This window comes from Bacteroidia bacterium (assembly GCA_026932145.1).
GTDB lineage: Bacteria > Bacteroidota > Bacteroidia > J057 > JAIXKT01 > JAIXKT01.
The window spans coordinates 1-17062 of record JAIXKT010000029.1 but is presented as its reverse complement, the minus strand read 5'-3'; the positions used below and the strand labels follow the sequence as shown (position 1 = coordinate 17062).

17 protein-coding genes are annotated in these 17062 nt (G+C 38.7%); 4 read left to right on the top strand and 13 right to left on the bottom strand.

What is annotated here, in order from left to right; all coding sequences use genetic code 11:
- Positions 1 to 36 precede the first annotated feature (36 nt).
- The 4 genes from LC115_07430 to LC115_07415 all read right to left on the bottom strand — a co-directional run bounded on the left by LC115_07430 (position 37) and on the right by LC115_07415 (position 2388).
- Positions 37 to 381 (bottom strand): MerC domain-containing protein, encoded by a 345-nt coding sequence (locus LC115_07430; protein ID MCZ2356503.1) that lies wholly within the window; start codon positions 379 to 381, stop codon positions 37 to 39.
- Positions 382 to 480: 99 nt separating this feature from the next.
- Complete coding sequence (locus LC115_07425) at positions 481 to 1005, bottom strand: NAD(P)H-dependent oxidoreductase (protein ID MCZ2356502.1); 525 nt, start codon at positions 1003 to 1005, stop codon at positions 481 to 483.
- On the bottom strand, positions 1002 to 1901 hold the full coding sequence (gene dapA / locus LC115_07420) for a 4-hydroxy-tetrahydrodipicolinate synthase (GenBank protein MCZ2356501.1): 900 nt from the start codon (positions 1899 to 1901) through the stop codon (positions 1002 to 1004). Before dapA ends, LC115_07425 begins: the two co-directional genes overlap by 4 nt.
- Position 1902: 1 nt before the next feature.
- Complete coding sequence (locus LC115_07415) at positions 1903 to 2388, bottom strand: acetyl-CoA carboxylase biotin carboxyl carrier protein subunit (protein MCZ2356500.1); 486 nt, start codon at positions 2386 to 2388, stop codon at positions 1903 to 1905.
- 174 nt (positions 2389 to 2562) lie between these two features.
- On the opposite strand from LC115_07415, the gene LC115_07410 reads away from it, so the two are divergent.
- Positions 2563 to 3450 carry a PorT family protein gene (locus LC115_07410; protein ID MCZ2356499.1) on the top strand — a complete coding sequence of 296 codons (888 nt, stop codon included), beginning with the start codon at positions 2563 to 2565 and terminating at the stop codon, positions 3448 to 3450.
- A gap of 56 nt (positions 3451 to 3506) precedes the next feature.
- Here LC115_07410 and LC115_07405 read toward each other — a convergent pair whose 3' ends face one another.
- Positions 3507 to 4466, bottom strand: a complete 960-nt coding sequence (locus LC115_07405; protein ID MCZ2356498.1) for a phosphoribosylaminoimidazolesuccinocarboxamide synthase — start codon at positions 4464 to 4466, stop codon at positions 3507 to 3509.
- Between the two features lie 79 nt (positions 4467 to 4545).
- Between LC115_07405 and rpsO the strand changes: the two genes are divergently transcribed.
- From rpsO to LC115_07390, 3 genes are read left to right on the top strand one after another with little or no spacing between them, the layout of a single operon-like run.
- On the top strand, positions 4546 to 4821 hold the full coding sequence (rpsO, locus tag LC115_07400) for a 30S ribosomal protein S15 (GenBank protein MCZ2356497.1): 276 nt from the start codon (positions 4546 to 4548) through the stop codon (positions 4819 to 4821).
- A gap of 18 nt (positions 4822 to 4839) precedes the next feature.
- Positions 4840 to 7041 carry a polyribonucleotide nucleotidyltransferase gene (locus tag LC115_07395; protein ID MCZ2356496.1) on the top strand — a complete coding sequence of 734 codons (2202 nt, stop codon included), beginning with the start codon at positions 4840 to 4842 and terminating at the stop codon, positions 7039 to 7041.
- A gap of 25 nt (positions 7042 to 7066) precedes the next feature.
- Entirely contained in the window at positions 7067 to 8032 is a 966-nt protein-coding gene (locus LC115_07390) for a GDP-mannose 4,6-dehydratase (protein ID MCZ2356495.1), read from the top strand.
- A gap of 118 nt (positions 8033 to 8150) precedes the next feature.
- On the opposite strand, the gene LC115_07385 is transcribed toward LC115_07390, so the two are convergent.
- The 8 genes from LC115_07385 to LC115_07350 all read right to left on the bottom strand — a co-directional run.
- A complete protein-coding gene (locus LC115_07385) occupies positions 8151 to 10208 on the bottom strand; it encodes a dipeptidyl peptidase 3 (GenBank protein ID MCZ2356494.1) in 2058 nt (685 codons plus the stop codon).
- Positions 10209 to 10276: 68 nt separating this feature from the next.
- Positions 10277 to 11101 carry a phosphatidate cytidylyltransferase gene (locus tag LC115_07380; GenBank protein ID MCZ2356493.1) on the bottom strand — a complete coding sequence of 275 codons (825 nt, stop codon included), beginning with the start codon at positions 11099 to 11101 and terminating at the stop codon, positions 10277 to 10279.
- 2 nt (positions 11102 to 11103) lie between these two features.
- The gene (locus tag LC115_07375) at positions 11104 to 12012 is read right to left on the bottom strand and encodes a CPBP family intramembrane metalloprotease (protein ID MCZ2356492.1); all 909 of its coding nucleotides are present in this window, start codon (positions 12010 to 12012) and stop codon (positions 11104 to 11106) included.
- Positions 11996 to 12733 (bottom strand): ribonuclease H-like domain-containing protein, encoded by a 738-nt coding sequence (locus LC115_07370; protein MCZ2356491.1) that lies wholly within the window; start codon positions 12731 to 12733, stop codon positions 11996 to 11998. The genes LC115_07375 and LC115_07370 overlap by 17 nt, the downstream gene beginning before the upstream one ends.
- A 15-nt stretch (positions 12734 to 12748) precedes the next feature.
- Positions 12749 to 13726, bottom strand: a complete 978-nt coding sequence (locus LC115_07365; GenBank protein MCZ2356490.1) for a PorV/PorQ family protein — start codon at positions 13724 to 13726, stop codon at positions 12749 to 12751.
- 52 nt (positions 13727 to 13778) lie between these two features.
- On the bottom strand, positions 13779 to 15176 hold the full coding sequence (locus LC115_07360) for a dipeptidase (protein ID MCZ2356489.1): 1398 nt from the start codon (positions 15174 to 15176) through the stop codon (positions 13779 to 13781).
- A 148-nt stretch (positions 15177 to 15324) separates the two neighbouring features.
- A complete protein-coding gene (locus LC115_07355) occupies positions 15325 to 16545 on the bottom strand; it encodes a PAS domain S-box protein (GenBank protein ID MCZ2356488.1) in 1221 nt (406 codons plus the stop codon).
- Between the two features lie 26 nt (positions 16546 to 16571).
- Positions 16572 to 17062, bottom strand: a 491-nt coding sequence (locus LC115_07350) for a histidine phosphatase family protein (GenBank protein MCZ2356487.1), incomplete at its 5' end; no start/stop codon positions are given.

Genomic DNA, 17062 nt, shown 5'->3' with positions numbered 1-17062 from the left:
ATTCCTTATTCAAAGAAAATTACAAAATATAATTCCTTAGTGTTTTGAGCGAATATTGTTTAAATGAGTAGTTATCAAGATACCGGATCCGGCATATTTTACGTAGGGAACTAATTGCATAAAATGCTCTGTAAAATGCTCCGCACAAATTCCAATCGTTAAAAAAACCAAACCAAACGCTAATGCAGTTTTGGTAACTTTATTGCGAGAATGAGACCAAACAAAATATACAGCAACAAAAGCCCCCAACAAAGAAACATATTCAATACCTTCATAGCCCAACACTAAGCCGGAAGCCAATATCAACAATGGCGTTGCAATACAATGTATTAAACAAACCGTTGTGCTGAAAATTCCCAACCAATCTCCTATTTTACGCATACCCTTTTTGTTGCAACAAAGTTGCAACAAAAAGGTTGAATGTCAAAGAAAAAATAAACTTATTTTGTAAGTATTTAAAAAACAGGTTTTTAAGAAAAACTATAATTCAACAAACTGCTTGATTTGGGTACGAATATCTTCTGTATTCGTAGGATCAAGGGATTGAGTAGCTTCGTCATAGATGCGATGTACTGAAATTATATGAACACGATTGGGAAGAACTATAACTCGCAGGTAGTTTAAGACACATACTAAGTGGTCTAACCCGCGAATATTTCCAAATTTTCCTTTGGAAACACCTGCCAAAGCGGCCTTTTTCCCATAAAATGTTTCCTGCGGCTTCAATGAATCTATAAATAGCTTTAAAACGCCAGGAAAACTCCCGTTATATTCCGGAACAACAAATAAGTACTTATTCGCTTCACGCATAGCTGCTTCTATGGGTATAAAGTTATCGCTTCTTTTTCCGTATAGGTTTGAGGCCAGAAAATCTGCAGGCAACTGGTCTAAAGAATACCGAAAAACAGGTTCTTCGGTTAATTCTGTTAAAAATTTATCATAAATGGCAGCAATTTTACTGGAATAGCTATTAGAACGATTCGTAGCGGTTATCAGTGCAATCATGTTGATAGCAATACAAATTCGCCTTGAATTCGTTCAATATCTTGTTGAATGGCTTTAGTTAATTGATTAGATGCCGGGGGAACGGGTAAGCGGGTGTGTGAACCACAAATGCCTTTTTCAGCAAGATAGGCTTTAATGCCCGTTGGATTTCCCTCTTGAAATAATAAAGAAATAGTTGGTAGTAATGAATAGTGGATTTTTAAGGCAGATTCAAACGACTGTTTTTGACATAGCCGAACTAATTGAGCTGTTTCTGCCGGAAAAACATTGGCTACCACAGAAATAAGCCCTGAAAAGCCGAGTGCTATTCCGGGAAGGGCTAAGGGATCATCACCGGAAAGAACCGAAAAATGAGCCGGCTTTGAGCGAAAAATCTCCATCCCTTGTTCTAAACTCCCTGATGACTCTTTGATAGCTACAATGTTATGATGTGCATGGGCAATTTCCAATACGGTTTTAGGAAGCATATTTACAGACGTTCTACCCGGAACGTTATACAAAACTATCGGCAATTGGGTAGCCTGCGCAACTTGGTTGTAATGCAAAATCAGGCCGGCTTGGGAAGGTTTATTGTAATACGGAGTAACACTCAAAAAACCCTGAATCGGATATAGTTTGGTATATTGCTCAATACGTAAACAAACCTTGCGGGTATCGTTTCCACCACAACCAACTAAAATTGGCTTTTTCCCTTGATTTTCTTCTAAAACAATTTCTATAACCTGCTGGCTTTCAAGATCTGACAATACCGGATTTTCTCCCGTTGTGCCTAATGGAACTAAAAAATCTACATGTGGTAAAGTATGCTTTACTAAATTTCGTAGGGCGGTTTTGTCCAACCTTCCATCCGCATGAAAAGGCGTAACCAGCGCAACACCAAGACCTTGAAACAACATATTATTGGAATTTAATTAAGATTTGATTTTTTTCGACCACTTGCATTGCTGTTACTTCTATAGTTTGAACAGTTCCGTTAGCAGATGCTTTTAGGACATTTTCCATTTTCATAGCTTCCAAAACGAGCAAAGAGTCTCCTTTTTGCACAGTATCTCCCGGGTTTACCAATATTTTGCGAATTAGACCGGGCATAGGTGCTTTTATGATGCTATTTTTTTGTGTGTCTAATTTATTTAATCCTAATTTTTGCAGTAAAATATCTTGCTCATCTAAGTATTTATACAAAATTGATTTTCCGTTTATCTGAAACTGAATAGTCTTTTCCGCCGAATCCCATTCTAATAATTGGATTCGATACGAAAAATTATCCAACAAAATATGCCATGAGTTAGTTTCTAAACTACATATATTAGGCTGATAATCAACATTGTTTATAGTATTACCAGATACTTGATAGCTATTACCGGCAACTTGAAAAACAAACATGGGGGCAAGTTACGGAATTTTAAACCTTCTTACAAAAAGCAAATACGAAAATAGATACCCACAGAAATGATTGATTATTAAATCACAAGCCAAAAATCTCCTAAAAATAAAACCCCTACCTTTGTATAAATACTTTTCACATATATTTGCTGTATATTTGAAAAAAACAGAGAAATGAAAAAATTACTCTTACTACTTACTGTTTATGTACTGAGCCAGAATATCGCTTTTGGCCAAAAAGGATTTCATTTGGGTTTTAAAGTTTCCCCACAATCTACGTGGCTGCGAAACCAAAATGACGCAGATGCTAACTCAACCTTAGATTATGACTATAAGTATGGTTTGTCAGGCGGTATCTTTGGCGGATACCACTTTACGGATAACATTGGTTTGGAATTAAACTTTTTATACTCCAGCCAAGGGCAAAAATGGAAAGGTACCTATAAGAGCCCAGTGGAAACGGTAACCCATGATATTAAGGGACTTACAAATCTAAACTACTTCAAAATGCCCTTATTGCTTAAATTTAATACCTCGCCGGATGCCGGAACTATGTTCTCCTTTTTCTTAGGTCCGCAATTATCTTTTTTAATGGGATCTAAGGAAGAACACAGCTATGACGGCTTCACAGACATCAAAATTGACGGAGTAAATGGCAGCATTACCAACAAAACATTAGGTCAAACTATGTCCTTTCAGTTTAACGAATCACAGTTTAGTAAAACCCTCTTTGATGCCGTATTCGGAATGGGAGTTATCTTTAAAGTCAGCGATAGAATCCATATTAACTTCGATGTCCGCTTTGATTACAGCCTTTCTAATGCTGAAAACAAGGATGCTACCATTAGCGGATCTTACAAAACTAATAGTGGTCAAACACTTGGTACATTTAGCAACGTAAAATACTGGAAAGACCGTTATCACCGATTTGGAGATAACCCTACTAATCCATTTATTTGGTTTACTCCGGATGCAAACAACCCATCACCCAAAGTTCGTGAAACAGCTACCAATATTGTAGGAGCTATTAATCTCGGGATGACGTTTGTTATTCCACAATAACAAGTATCTTATAAAAAAGAGGCTGCCCAAATTTTTTGGGCAGCCTCTTTTTTATGTTACACTTTTAGCCCCATATCGAGTAGTGTTTGTACTGTTTTTTCAAATAATTCTTGTTCTGTGCTGGCGGAATAATTTCTGGGTTCAAAGTGCTGACCGGTAATTTGCTCATACAGTTGGATGTATCGTTGCCGAATTTCTGTGATGATTTCGGAAGACATTGGCGGAGGCGATGCTCCTTCTTGGCCGTGAAATCCCTGCGAGAGAAGCCATTCCCGCACAAATTCCTTTGAAAGATGCATCTGAGATTCGCCGGCTTGCTGGCGTTCACTAAATCCATCAGCCCAAAAATACCGCGAAGAGTCAGGCGTATGCACTTCGTCAATCAATAGAATTTTGTCTTCAAAAGTTCCAAACTCATATTTTGTATCAGCGAGGATAAGCCCTTGTTTTTCAGCAGATTTTGTTCCTTCGTGATATAATTGTAGCGCATAATGCCGAATTGGAAACCAATCTTCTTCATCTAAGAGCTTAGATTTCAGAATTTCATATTCAGAAATATCTTCATCATGGCCAAATTTAGATTTGATGGCTGGCGTAATGATTGGCTCTGGGAAAGGGTCATTTTCTCGTAATCCGTCTGGCAACTTATTTCCGCACAGGGTTCTTTCACCGGCTGCATACACGCGCCATGCGTGCCCACAGAGGTAGCCGCGTACTACAACTTCAACCGGAAAAGGATTGCACTTTAAAGCAAGTGTTACATTTGGGTCAGGAGAAACCAAAAAATGGTTTGGGACAATATTTTTTAGGGAATTTAAAAAATAGGCCGCCGTTTGATTTAGAACCTGGCCTTTGTGTGGAATAGGAGCTGGGAGGATTACATCAAATGCCGAAATACGGTCACTGGCAATCAAGACCAATACTTGTTCTTCAATTTCATAGACATCACGCACTTTTCCCCGATAAAAAGCGGTTTGACGCGGAAATTGATAGCTTGTTTGTTGGAAAGCGTTCATGCTGCAAATTTGAAAAGGTTTTTTGTTTTTTGCACAAAAAGCCGTTACTTTGCGGGTTCATTTACAGGGACGTACAAATATGTATTTAAACACAGAGAAAAAACGCACTATCTTTCAGGAGAATAGCCTCCGCGGAGATGCGCAAGACACCGGCTCACCGGAATCACAAGTTGCTCTTTTTACCCACCGAATAGCACACTTAACAGAGCATTTAAAGCAACATAGGCACGATAAATCCACAGAACTTTCTCTCTTAAAATTAGTTGGAAAACGTCGCAGATTACTAAATTACTTAAGCCGCATAGATATTGAGCGCTATCGGGTACTGATTAAAAAATTAGGAATTCGCCGTTAATTTTGAGACGGCATAACTATGCGAAGTATTACCAAATCCGTAACGGTCGGAAACCAGAACATCTCCATAGAGACGGGACGTTTAGCCAAGCAGGCAGACGGCTCCGTAGTCTTACGCTGTGGTGAAACAATGCTCTTAGCAACCGTTGTAGCCAATAAAGAAGTTCGCCCGGAAATTGACTTTTTGCCATTATCCGTTGATTACATAGAGAAATTTTCTTCTACGGGGCGTTTTCCCGGAGGGTTTCTCAAACGCGACGGCAAAATCAGCGACTATGAAATTCTAATATCTCGATTGGTAGATCGAGCTATACGTCCATTATTTCCTGATGACTATCATGCAGATATTCAAGTGATTATCAACTTAATTTCTTCTGATAGAGAGCATCAAGCAGATTCATTGGCTTGCTTAGCGGCTTCGGCAGCATTGATGGTTTCAGATATTCCTTTTCCTGACCCTGTATCGGAAGTCCGTGTACTGCGCAAGAATGGTACTTTTTACATTAATCCATGTATAAGCCAATGCGAAGGAAATGATTTAGACTTGATAGTAGCTGCTACCGATGATTCTATTGTGATGGTTGAAGGAGAGATGCGTGAAGTTTCAGAAGAAATCATGCTTGACGCTATCAAGGTTGCCCATGATGCAATTAAATCATTAAATCAACTGCAAAGAGAACTTCGTTCTGAGGTAAATCTAACTACACGTCAGTATGAGCAAAAACAAAGAGATGAAGTTCTATACCAAGCTGTTGCCGAATTTGCAACTGAGCCGCTTACGGCAATTGTACGTGCTTCACTTCCCAAAGACGAACGCCGGAAACAAATTAAAGATATTCTGCAACAATTAATAGATTCTTTTTCGGAGCGTACCGGCTTTGATATATTAGATAGAAAAGAGGAGATTACCTCATTCTTCAATGAGGTTGAATATCATGTAGTTAGAAGCCAAGTATTAGATTACAAATTGCGTTTAGATGGTAGAAAGCCTGATGAAATTCGCCCAATATGGTGTGAAGTTTCTTATTTACCTCGCGCGCACGGATCAGCAATATTTACACGCGGGGAAACACAAAGTTTAACTACCGTTACGCTTGGCTCAAAATTAGATGAGCAAATGATTGATTTAGCTACCGTTCAAGGTGTTAAGCGTTTTATGCTGCAGTATAATTTTCCGCCATATTCTACGGGTGAAATCAAGCCACTCCGCGCACCTGCCAGAAGAGAGGTAGGGCATGGAAACCTTGCCGAGAGAGCTTTAAAACCGATGATTCCTGCTGATAATGAATATACTATCCGCGTTGTTTCAGATATTTTAGAGTCAAACGGGTCAAGTTCAATGGCTACTGTTTGTGCCGGTACTCTTGCCTTAATGGATGCCGGAATTAACATAACTCGGCCAGTTTCCGGAATTGCTATGGGCTTAGTCGTAGGCGAAAATCAACATACAATTCTTTCCGATATTTTGGGCGATGAGGATCATTTGGGTGATATGGACTTCAAGGTAACCGGAACTACGCAAGGACTAACTGCTTGCCAAATGGATATTAAAGTACGCGGAATTTCGTATGAAATTATCGCAGAAGCTTTAGCGCAAGCGAAACGTGGCCGTGCCCATATCTTAGAAAAAATGCTTGAAACCATAGCTTCTCCAAGAACAGATATATCTCAATATGCTCCCAGAATATTGAAAATGGCAATTCCTCAAGATACTATTGGTGCTGTGATTGGGCAAGGCGGAAAAGTTATTCAGGAAATACAGCGCGTTACAAATACCTCTATTTCGATAGAAGAAGTAGGTAAAGAAGGAATCGTAACTATATCTTCTCCAGATAAAACTTGCTTAGATGCCGCTGCTAATTGGATAAAAGGCATTACAACAGTTCCCGAAGTAGGTGATGTTTACTTAGCTAAAGTAAAATCTATTAAGGAGTTTGGTGCATTTATGGAATATTTACCCGGTAAAGAAGGTTTATTACATATTTCAGAAATATCTCATGACCGTTTAGCTTCTATGGAAGGAGTTTTAGAAATCGGAGAAGAATTTGAAATCAAAATTACCGGAATAGATCCTAAAACAGGTAAGTTTCGCCTGAGTAGAAAAGCATTACTACCACCAAAAGAAGGTACTAATGAAGAGCAACAACACAATAATAATAGAGAAGATAGACCGCAGAGGAGAAACGACAGATACTCTAATGATAGACCTAAAAGACGTTAATCCTAAAAAACAACGGTAATTCTCTATGAATATTCTAATTACAGGCGGGGCAGGCTTTATTGGTTCTAATTTAGCTGATTCCTTATTGTTATCTGGACAAATTGTTCGTGTAGTAGATAATCTTTCAACCGGCAGGATTGAAAATATCCAAGCATTGCAGCAGAATCCTAATTTTGAGTTTATCTATGGTGATGTTGCAGATAAACCCCTTATGGAGTCTCTTGTTCAGTGGGCAGACCATATATACCACTTTGCAGCCCCAGTTGGAGTTAAGTATATCATGCAAAATCCGGTATTAGCTATATTGGGAAATATTCGCGGTATAGATGTAATTCTTAATTTAGCTAATCAATATAAAAAAACTATCTTAATAGCTTCAACATCAGAAGTATATGGAAAAAGCCTTGACCTTTTAGATTTAACAAAAACTCGAAAACTATCAGAAACAGATTATCGTATCGAGGGTTCGACATATAATCATCGCTGGGCATACGCTAATACCAAAGCTATGGGAGAGTTTTTAGCATTGGCTTATTACAAAGAATTTGGTACAAAGGTAGTTATAGCTCGCTTTTTTAATACTGTAGGACCTAAGCAGTTATCTCAGTATGGTATGGTTATCCCAAACTTTATTCAGAAGGCACTAAAAAATGAACCTATTCAAATTTATGGGACAGGTAAACAAAAACGCAGTTTTATTCATGTTTCAGATACAATCCAAGCGATTACTACCTTAATGAGCACAGAAAAAGCTATGGGAGAAGTATTTAATATTGGAAACCCTATAGAAATCACCATCGAGGAACTTGCGCAAAAAATTATTTCTATGACCAAGAGTAGTTCTGTGATAAATTACATGAGCTACGAAGAGGCCTATGGAAAAGGCTTTGAAGATATGGATAGAAGAACTGCCGATATTTCTAAATTGTGCCAAGTAACTGGTTTTAAGATTACACGCTCGCTTGAAGATATTATCAAAGAACTGATTTAAGTTTGTAAGAGTAAGTAGTTTGCTTAGCTAATAACTTAAAAAAACTGATTTTCTTAATAAAACAGAATGAAGCCGCCAAATGTTTTTGGCGGCTTCATTCTGTTTTAGGAGTTCTTAACTAATTTTGGGTTGGTAAGAATGAATATTCTTTGGCATACTCAAGCATTTGCTTCGTAAAGTCTGCCGGATATTCTACTTTTACGTCCACTATTTTACCGTTTTGCTCTACCGGAACTAATTTTGGGTTAATAAACCCTGCGTAAGGAGCGATATTTAGCTTTTTATAGCGTTCTAAAACTTCTTTGTGTAATTCTGCATCTACTTTAACGCCATAATTTTCGACTAAATCTTTACCGGCTTTGTAGTCCCCTTCGGATTTAATTCGTTGAATTTCACGTAATAATTGCCCAAAAAGGGTTCTTAGCTTCGCATAATCCCGAACTACAAAGTAGGTTTTATTGTTTTGGGTTATTTTTTCGATAACTTTATCGGCACTTCCTTTTTCAAATACCCATTTTGCAATAAGTTGCCGGTTTCTCATGTGTGCTTCTTCGATTTCTTCTCCTTCTTTTATCCGTACAAGTTGGGTCATTAGGCCGTTTCGGATGTAGCCATCGTATTCTGCTTTGGAAGCGTCAAAGTTGGGCAGAACGCCAATATCAATGAGTTTTTGGTCATAGATGTAGTAAAGGGCGACGAGGTCTGCGCGGGCTTCTTCTAAGCAAGATGCGTAGCTTTTAAGGGTCTCTTTGGGAGTACCAATACCGGGGTTAATTTGGCCGGAGGCGTGGCCAATGACTTCGTGCATATCGGTATGCAGTTTACTTGATAATGCGCCATACTGCTTGGTTCGCTGCATTTCTTCTTCTGAAGCGGCGAACTCTTGTAGCATTCCACTTGATTTGGCGGATTCGTCATAAGCATTGACGATATTTCCCAGATTCACAGATTTAGATCCATGCTCTTTTCGTATCCATTCAGCATTGGGTAGGTTTATTCCAATAGGCGTTGTGGGGGAAGCGTCTCCGGATTCTACTACTACGGTAATCACTTTGGCTGAAATTCCCGTTACGTTTTTCTTTTTGTGTTCCGGAATTAGGGGTGAATTGTCTTCAAACCACTGGGCATTTTTGCTGATTGCATCAATACGTTTAGTGGCTTCCATATCTTTGAAAGACACAACAGATTCATAAGCAGCCTTATAGCCAAGTGGATCTCCATAAACCTCAATAAAGCCGTTCACGACATCTACCGAAGCAGCGGTATCTTGTACCCAAGAAATGTTGTATTCATCAAAAGTTTTCAGGCTGCCGGTTTTGTAAAAATCTACTAATAATTGCAGTGTTTTCTTTTGAACGTCATTTTCGGCAACGGCAACGGCTTTTTCTAACCAGAATACGATTTTTTCGATGGCTTGGCCATACATACCGCCTACTTTCCAAACTTTTTCGGTAACTTTTCCTTTTTCTTTTACCATTTTGGAGTTAAGTCCGTAAGAGATAGGCTGATGGTCTTTTTTATCTATAATGCTGCTGTAATAGGCTTCTGCTTCTTTTTGGGTAACGCCTTCATAGTAATTGCCGGCAGAAGTTGTAATCATATCTTGCTTAGCATCTTGGTTTAACCGCTTGGTGGCAACGTTTGGGTCAAAAATAAGGGGTGTTATAAACTTGATAAACTCATCCAGAGATTGTTTTTCTTCTTTGGGAAAATCTGCTTTGGTTTCTTTGATTAGGGTCGCAAAATATTCCGGGGATATTTCGGGGATAAATTTCATATTTGAGTAGTGATGATGAATCCCATTAGAGAACCACACCCGCTTACAGTAAATCTCAAAATTTTTGAAATCTTGGCTATTTCTATCTCCGGTATATTTTTCTTGTACAGCCTCTAATGTTCTGCGAATCAATAGATTATGCTTATAATTTTGATCCCAGATAATATCTCGGCCACTTAGAGCGGCTTGGTATAGGTAATATAAAAGCTCTTTTTGTTTGGAATCAAGTTTTTCAAATCCCGGAATCTGATACCGTAAAACCTTTAAATCTGCAAATTGCTCTGAAAAATACTGAAAGTCATCAGTAGGAGCGGTATTGTTCGTTTGTGGAGCATTAGGCTTACAGCCCGAAGAATAAATCAGGATCACAAATAAGGATAGTTTTAGATAATGGTTCATAGATAATTTGTTTAATTAGTTGATACAAAGTTAATCCAAAATCAATTATGGAAATGAATTGCTGGTTTTCAATAAACTATTTTTAATAGTTGGATATAGACATAGACCGGCGGGATTGCCAAAAAAACGCCGTCAAATCTATCTAAGAAGCCGCCATGGCCAGGCAGCAACGATCCCGAATCCTTTTTATCTGCGTTTCGTTTCATCAGAGATTCAAATAAATCTCCATACAAGCCCAAAACGGCAATTATTCCGCCACAAATAACCCAATTTCTGTCTGATAATGCCTGATATTGCTGCAGAAAGTAACCCAATAATAACGTTAGCAATAACCCGCCTATAAAACCTTCCCACGTTTTTTTAGGGCTTATGCTCGGAAATATATAATGTTTTCCCAAAAATTTTCCAACAAAATAAGCCCCAATGTCGGCAGTCCACATAAGAAATAGTAACCCTAAAGAACCCATAAAGTGATATTCCTTAGAATCGTTGGGAAAAGAAAGCCAAAACAGCAGCACAAATGGAATAAAAATATATCCATAGCCGGCTAAGGCTACCGCCCATTGCAAAAAAGATTGCTGAATTGGTTTACGATACAAAATGATAATACCTGAAAATGAGATAATTAGCAGTTGTATCATCCAGATTAATTGATTATGAATTGGTTGCAAAAAGTAATTTGCTGTAACACTTACCCACAGCGCAATTGCGCCAACGCCCAATGCGGCTGTTATTATGCTGCTTAGTCCGTGTAGATTTTTGTATTCGATATAGCTAAGTACAGAAACAATGATGCAGAAAACCAACAAACCAACCGGATGACTATAAATAGCGGCTACAACAGCCGATCCAGCAATAATTCCGGTTAAAATTCTTTGTTGTAAATTATTCATTATCAGTTGTTTTTTTGAATAATTCGTTTGATAAAATTTAAACCTAAAAGAACCAATATTGCGGATAAAAGCACAAGAGTCCAATGCGGTTGGAACGAATTATCCATAAATTTTTCAGAAATATTTCCCTGTAAAACGAACCATGCAATTAAGACACTGATGGCATTGTTGGTAAAATGTGCCAAAATACTCAACCACAAGCTGCCGCTCCATTCCAACAAAAAACCTAATCCGATGCCTAACAATGCTCTGGGAATCAGGCCATAAACCTGAAAATGAGCTATGCTAAAAATGAATCCCGCACAGATAATCGAAACCCTCGCAGAATAATATTGGCGAAATAACTGCTGGATGTAGCCCCTAAAAAATAACTCTTCCATAACTGCCGGAAATAGTGCTACAACCAATATATTCAACGCTAAATCTTGCTTCAAAATTGTCCTGAGCATTAATTCTGTTTTAGATTCGGCATCTTTGAGTGCTTGTTCCCATTCTTTAAATCTTTCCGGTAAATGAAACGTCTCCGGATTGAATGTCGTAAACTGAATAAACGGTAAAGAAATAAGTAATGTTAAGATAACCAAAAACGCAGTTACAGCAGAAATAGGCGTTGAAATTCCCAAAGTCTTTTTTCTATCTGGATAAATCAACACCAATATCAATGTTGCTAAGCCAAATGCCCCTGCTTGGATGGAAGCTAATATACATTTGAAGGCAAGTATTTCTTGGGAATTTTGAAAGGTAAAGTTAGCCAGCATCATAGCTGTATTTTCCGATGAAATACCAAATAAAGGGCCAATCACCTGAACAGCAATTTGCTGCATCAACACTAAGCAGCAAATCAACACACCGCTGGCTAACAGTAATTGTAAATACAGTTTATCTGTTCTTAGGTTATTTTCTTTCAACATTGTCTATGATATTATGGCCAAAGAGCCGCAATGCTATCTGAACTGTTGCTTCAACGTCAGATGTGCAATAGTCGGATATTCTGGCTAAATTATTTTCTGACCAATAGACTTCCCCTACTTGGCTTCCGTCTATGTCATTTTTGGGAGAGTCTATTCCTAAGCAAGCGGCGATTAGGTCTAATCGGGTGTAGTTTTTGTAATCTCCGAACCGCCAAAGTTCTAAGGTATCTAAGTGTTTATTTTCAAATTTTGAACGACCGCGTAATTGTTGGATTTGGGGAGGTAAGGGTTCACTTTGAACCAATAAGCGACGAGCTAAAAAGGGAATATCAAACTCTTTAATATTATGTCCGGCTAATAGGTTAATATTTCTATCAAAAAAAGACGTTAATAGGGTGCAAGTTTCCTTTAGGAGTTGGTTTTCATCGTGGTTTTGAATAGCTTTTAGGCTGATTTTGTAGGAAGTTTCTTGATTTTCGTTTTTAAAACTATCTATTCTGCCAAATGAGATACAGACTATTTTGGCAAATTCTGCGAATATTCCGGCTTTTTCGAGATAAAGTTGCTCGGCAGTAGCCGTTCCTTGTTTAAATTCGGGAAAAGTAGCTGCTTTTTGTGCCCACAAATGTTGCCATTTTTCTGATAAATCTTCCCATGTATGGGTTGAGCGAACTGTTTCGATGTCAAAAAAGAGGAATCGGGTTAGGTCGTCTATAGTCATTGGGTTTTGTTGGTTTTACTTTGGCTGGGAGTTTTCCGGATCGGTACGTTTTTCGCGGTTAATGCTGAGGGTTAAGGCAAGCCGTTGAGCCCAACCTAAACGCTGCATTGGTTCAATCATATAGTCGAGTTGCAATGGGTTTCGGGCTATTCTGCCTCTGAATCCAATTCCGGCAGTTGGTAAATTTTGGTCAGGGACGTTAATTTTGTAGCCGGCTCGTAAATAGAGCAAATTTCTCCAGCTATATTCTACACCAATTCGGAGGTTTTCTGCATTATCGCTGGGGTGATTCAGCTGAAATGCTGCCAATAGCGTGTTTCGTTCGTTTTTCCAAACGTTCATAGAAGCACCAATACTGAATATTGTTGGGGCGGCGTAGCTTTCTAAATCAACGGGAGCCATATTTGATTTTAATCTGGGTTTTAGTTTCGAGTTTAGGCCAAAGTTGTTTATTACCACTGCGAAACGTAGGTCTTTGAAGTCTGTTCTGTAGGCAAATCCCAAGTCAAAAGCTACTGTATGGGCTGAAAATTGGTCTATTGTTTCGTTGATGTATCGTGCAGTTATTCCGTAGCTAAACATTTCTGTTAGGGTTTTGGCATAAGTAGCACCGATAGCCGTGTTGGTTACATAGAATGTTTCTCCGGTTCCGTTGGGTAAAAACTCGGTTCGTTTTTCCATAGGGCCGCTGGTCAAAGATGCAGCCGATAGTCCAAAGGTTCCTGTTTTTAGCGTTGGTAAAATGGCTACAAAACTTCCTTGATTTAAGCCAGCCGGCCACAAGGTAGCAGAAGCAGCAGTATGAATAGAAGTTAAGTCCGTTATAGCTGCGGGATTCCATTGGCAGGCAAATGGATCGCCTGAAACAGCAGCAGCAGCTCCCCCCATAGCACTAGTTCTGGGATTATGGTCTAACTTCATAAATGAAAGAGCCGAAATACCTACCCGTTGCCCCCCTAAATTTGGAAAAATCTGGGCATTGAGTGTATTCATAAAACCACCCAAAATCAAACAAAGGAGGTATAAACAACGTGTTAGCATTATCTTAGTGCTTTTCTTGGGTTAATTGAGCATAATGAGCATAAAATAACGGAATAGTTTCGATTCCTTTTAAAAAGTTAAATACGCCGTAATGCTCATTGGGGCTGTGAATAGCATCTGAATCTAAGCCGAAGCCCATCAAAACTACCGGAGCTTGTAAAATGCTGGTAAATAATGCTACAATAGGGATTGAGCCGCCTTCACGGGTAGGAATAGGCTTTTTCCCAAAAGATTGCAACATAGCTTCTTCGGCAGCTAAGTATCCTGTTGATTTTGTGGATGTTACCACAGCTTCTCCTCCATGATGCGGCGTTATAGTAACTTTTACTGTCGGAGGAGCTATCTTCTGAATATGTTCAGTGAATAGCTTCATGATTTTTTCTGAACTTTGGTTAGGTACTAAACGCATGGATATTTTCGCATTTGCTTTAGACGGTAATACCGTTTTAGCACCTTCACCAATGTATCCCCCCCAAATTCCATTTACATCTAAGGTTGGCCGGATAGATGTTTGCTCAATAATTGAATAGCCATCTTCACCACGAGTATCTTGTATATCTAAATGATCCAAATATTCTTGTTTGTCAAATGGGCGTTTTGCCATTTCGTTACGTTCTTCGGTAGAAAGATTCAGTACATCGTCATAGAATCCGGGGATGGTGATGTGGCCTTTTTCATCTTTTAGGGATGCGATGATTTCGCACAAGACATTCACCGGATTATCTACTGCGCCGCCATAAACCCCTGAGTGTAAATCTCTATTGGGACCAATGACTTCTACTTCCATATAGGCAAGCCCGCGTAAACCCACCGTTAGGGAGGGGCTATCATTGGCAATCATTGAGGTATCTGAAATCAAAATAACATCGCAATGAAGTTTCTCTTGATATTTTTGAAGTAAGGTTTCTAAATTAGCACTTCCCACTTCTTCTTCGCCTTCGATTAAAAACTTTACGTTTACCGGCAGTTTTTGTAGTTTTAGCAGGATTTCGATAGCCTTTGTGTGCATAAAAAACTGCCCTTTATCATCACAAGATCCTCTTGCGTATATTTTTCCTTCTCTGATAACAGGCTCAAAAGGCGGCGTTTGCCAAAGGTCTAATGGGTCCGGGGGTTGAACGTCATAATGACCGTAAACAAGTACAGTGGGAAAGTCTTTATTTAATATTTTTTCTGCATACACAGCCGGAAATCCGGATGTTTCTATCAGCAGAACATTTTCTAAGTCTATTGCGGAAAAATGGGTTGCTACCAATTCGGCTGTTTTTAAAACATCGGGTTTATATTTAGGATCAGCACTTACGCTCGGAATCCGTAATAAATCAAATAATTCTGCCAAAAATCTATCTTGATTTGCTGCAAGGTACTGTTTAACAGATGTATGAAGGTCTTGAACGCTCATAATAGAATAAGTTAAAGCGCGAATTTAGGCCAAAAGCAAGTATGTTTGCTGATATTTGGGTTTATGCAGCAAAAATTATGATAGTAGCCTAAAAGTAATGTTTTTACCAATTTAACTATAATTCGGTATTTTATTGAAAATCAGTGTTTTAGAACCGGTATCCTAATAGCATCCAATCTTCGGTTTGGTCGGCAGAGCCTTTCCATTTTTGGATAAAGGCTTCTAATGATTTTTCAACTTGTTGGGCGGGACTGTGCTCTTTTGTCTGTAGAAAGTCAAGCAATCTTTCTACTCCGAGAGATTCACCGGAGGGGTTTATTTGCCGAACAATTCCGCCGGTAAACATAAACATATAATCGCCCGGCCTAAGCGATTGATTATGCGTTATGAAGGAGCAAGGTCTGTAATTGCCGTGTGTTCGTTGAACCAAAAATCCTAAATCTGCTTTATCTCCGGAAAGTTTTATCCAGCGACCGTCCCGCAGCAACATCAAATCAGTGTCCGCCCCACTGTATTTAAACGACCGTAGATTTTTAGGGATTGTAATCAGCCCAATATGAATCCCTTTTTCCAAATTTAAGGGCTCTTCTTTGTTAAAATGAATACTTAGTTTTTCATGTAGTTTTTCCAAAATAACATTGGGCTGGTTTAAGTGCTCATCTGAAACAATTTGGTTGAGATAATTATTAATCAGCATAGAAAGCATTGCTCCGGCAATTCCGGAAGCTCCACCTTCAACAGAGGCTAATAACAATCTGTCAAATTTTTGGTCAGCCCAGAAAAAATCCCCAAATACTTTCTCTTTTGGATGATGAAAAAATACTGGATTGAACAAAAAACGCTCTATTGTTTCTCGCTGGGTTAGTAATGAAACCTGTAAACTCTTGGCATATTCGATGCCAATTTCAAACTGAGCATTCCGAATAGAAATAGCTCTATTTTGTTCCTCTATAGTCTTGGCTCTGGTTTGTAATTCTAATTCGTATTGCTTTATGTCTGTTATATCTTTGGAAATGCCTACAAAAGCAATAGGATTTTTATCGTCATCACGGACGATTGAAGTAACTAATAAAATAGGAAAATCTGAGCCATCTTTTCTCCGATTAAATAATTCTCCTCTAAAAGAGCCAAATAGCTTTGTTTCTTCCAGAATTTTCTGAGTAACTTCAGGTTTATTTTTAGCAGACCACATTATAGAAGACGGCTTACCGATAATTTCCGCCTCTGAATAACCATAGGTTTCCACAAAGGCCGGATTTACGTATCTTATAATATCTGATGAATCAGCTATAACAATACATTCATTAAGGCTTTTTAATGTATGGGCTAACAGTTCGGTATGTTGGCTTATGTATATTGCGGTATCCATAATTATTATTTAATACGTAGCTACGTTTACAAATATACAGGGATAAATTCATTTTTGGGGTAATCGAACCAATAAAATTTTCCCAGTAGAGGCTCAATGGCTGTCCATGAGCCTATCTCAAACTGAATACAGGTTATGGCAGATGTGGGCATGTGTGTAATATTTTGGGGGGTAAGGTATCCGACTAAATGCGTAATAGTTGGGTTATGACCAACGAGTAATACTGTTTGAAAGGTATCCGGTATTGTACGGATAACTTTCAGACACTCATTGATTCCGGCTTCATATAAACTTTGGTGGGCGGTAAGGTATTCTGAGGATAGGTTGATTTTTTCTGCGACAAGTTGAGCTGTTTGTTGAGTGCGTATAGCGGCACTGTGGTGTATTTGCTGCGGTAAATATGGAGCTGTTTTTAGGCGGTTAGCCATATTGGAGGCATCTCTAAATCCACGTTCATTTAGGGTTCTATCAAAATCTGACCGGGTGGAAATATTCCAGTCGGATTTTGCATGACGCA

Coding starts and splice junctions, on each gene's coding strand:
- LC115_07415 (MCZ2356500.1), bottom strand. CDS start 2,388: ATGTTTGTTTTTCAAGTTGCCGGTAATAGCTATCAAGTATCTGGTAAT.
- LC115_07385 (MCZ2356494.1), bottom strand. CDS start 10,208: ATGAACCATTATCTAAAACTATCCTTATTTGTGATCCTGATTTATTCT.
- LC115_07405 (MCZ2356498.1), bottom strand. CDS start 4,466: ATGAACGCTTTCCAACAAACAAGCTATCAATTTCCGCGTCAAACCGCT.
- dapA (MCZ2356501.1), bottom strand. CDS start 1,901: ATGTTGTTTCAAGGTCTTGGTGTTGCGCTGGTTACGCCTTTTCATGCG.
- LC115_07410 (MCZ2356499.1), top strand. CDS start 2,563: ATGAAAAAATTACTCTTACTACTTACTGTTTATGTACTGAGCCAGAAT.
- LC115_07355 (MCZ2356488.1), bottom strand. CDS start 16,545: ATGGATACCGCAATATACATAAGCCAACATACCGAACTGTTAGCCCAT.
- LC115_07380 (MCZ2356493.1), bottom strand. CDS start 11,101: ATGAATAATTTACAACAAAGAATTTTAACCGGAATTATTGCTGGATCG.
- LC115_07390 (MCZ2356495.1), top strand. CDS start 7,067: ATGAATATTCTAATTACAGGCGGGGCAGGCTTTATTGGTTCTAATTTA.
- LC115_07430 (MCZ2356503.1), bottom strand. CDS start 381: ATGCGTAAAATAGGAGATTGGTTGGGAATTTTCAGCACAACGGTTTGT.
- LC115_07375 (MCZ2356492.1), bottom strand. CDS start 12,012: ATGTTGAAAGAAAATAACCTAAGAACAGATAAACTGTATTTACAATTA.
- LC115_07395 (MCZ2356496.1), top strand. CDS start 4,840: ATGCGAAGTATTACCAAATCCGTAACGGTCGGAAACCAGAACATCTCC.
- LC115_07365 (MCZ2356490.1), bottom strand. CDS start 13,726: ATGAATACACTCAATGCCCAGATTTTTCCAAATTTAGGGGGGCAACGG.
- rpsO (MCZ2356497.1), top strand. CDS start 4,546: ATGTATTTAAACACAGAGAAAAAACGCACTATCTTTCAGGAGAATAGC.
- LC115_07360 (MCZ2356489.1), bottom strand. CDS start 15,176: ATGAGCGTTCAAGACCTTCATACATCTGTTAAACAGTACCTTGCAGCA.
- LC115_07425 (MCZ2356502.1), bottom strand. CDS start 1,005: ATGATTGCACTGATAACCGCTACGAATCGTTCTAATAGCTATTCCAGT.
- LC115_07370 (MCZ2356491.1), bottom strand. CDS start 12,733: ATGACTATAGACGACCTAACCCGATTCCTCTTTTTTGACATCGAAACA.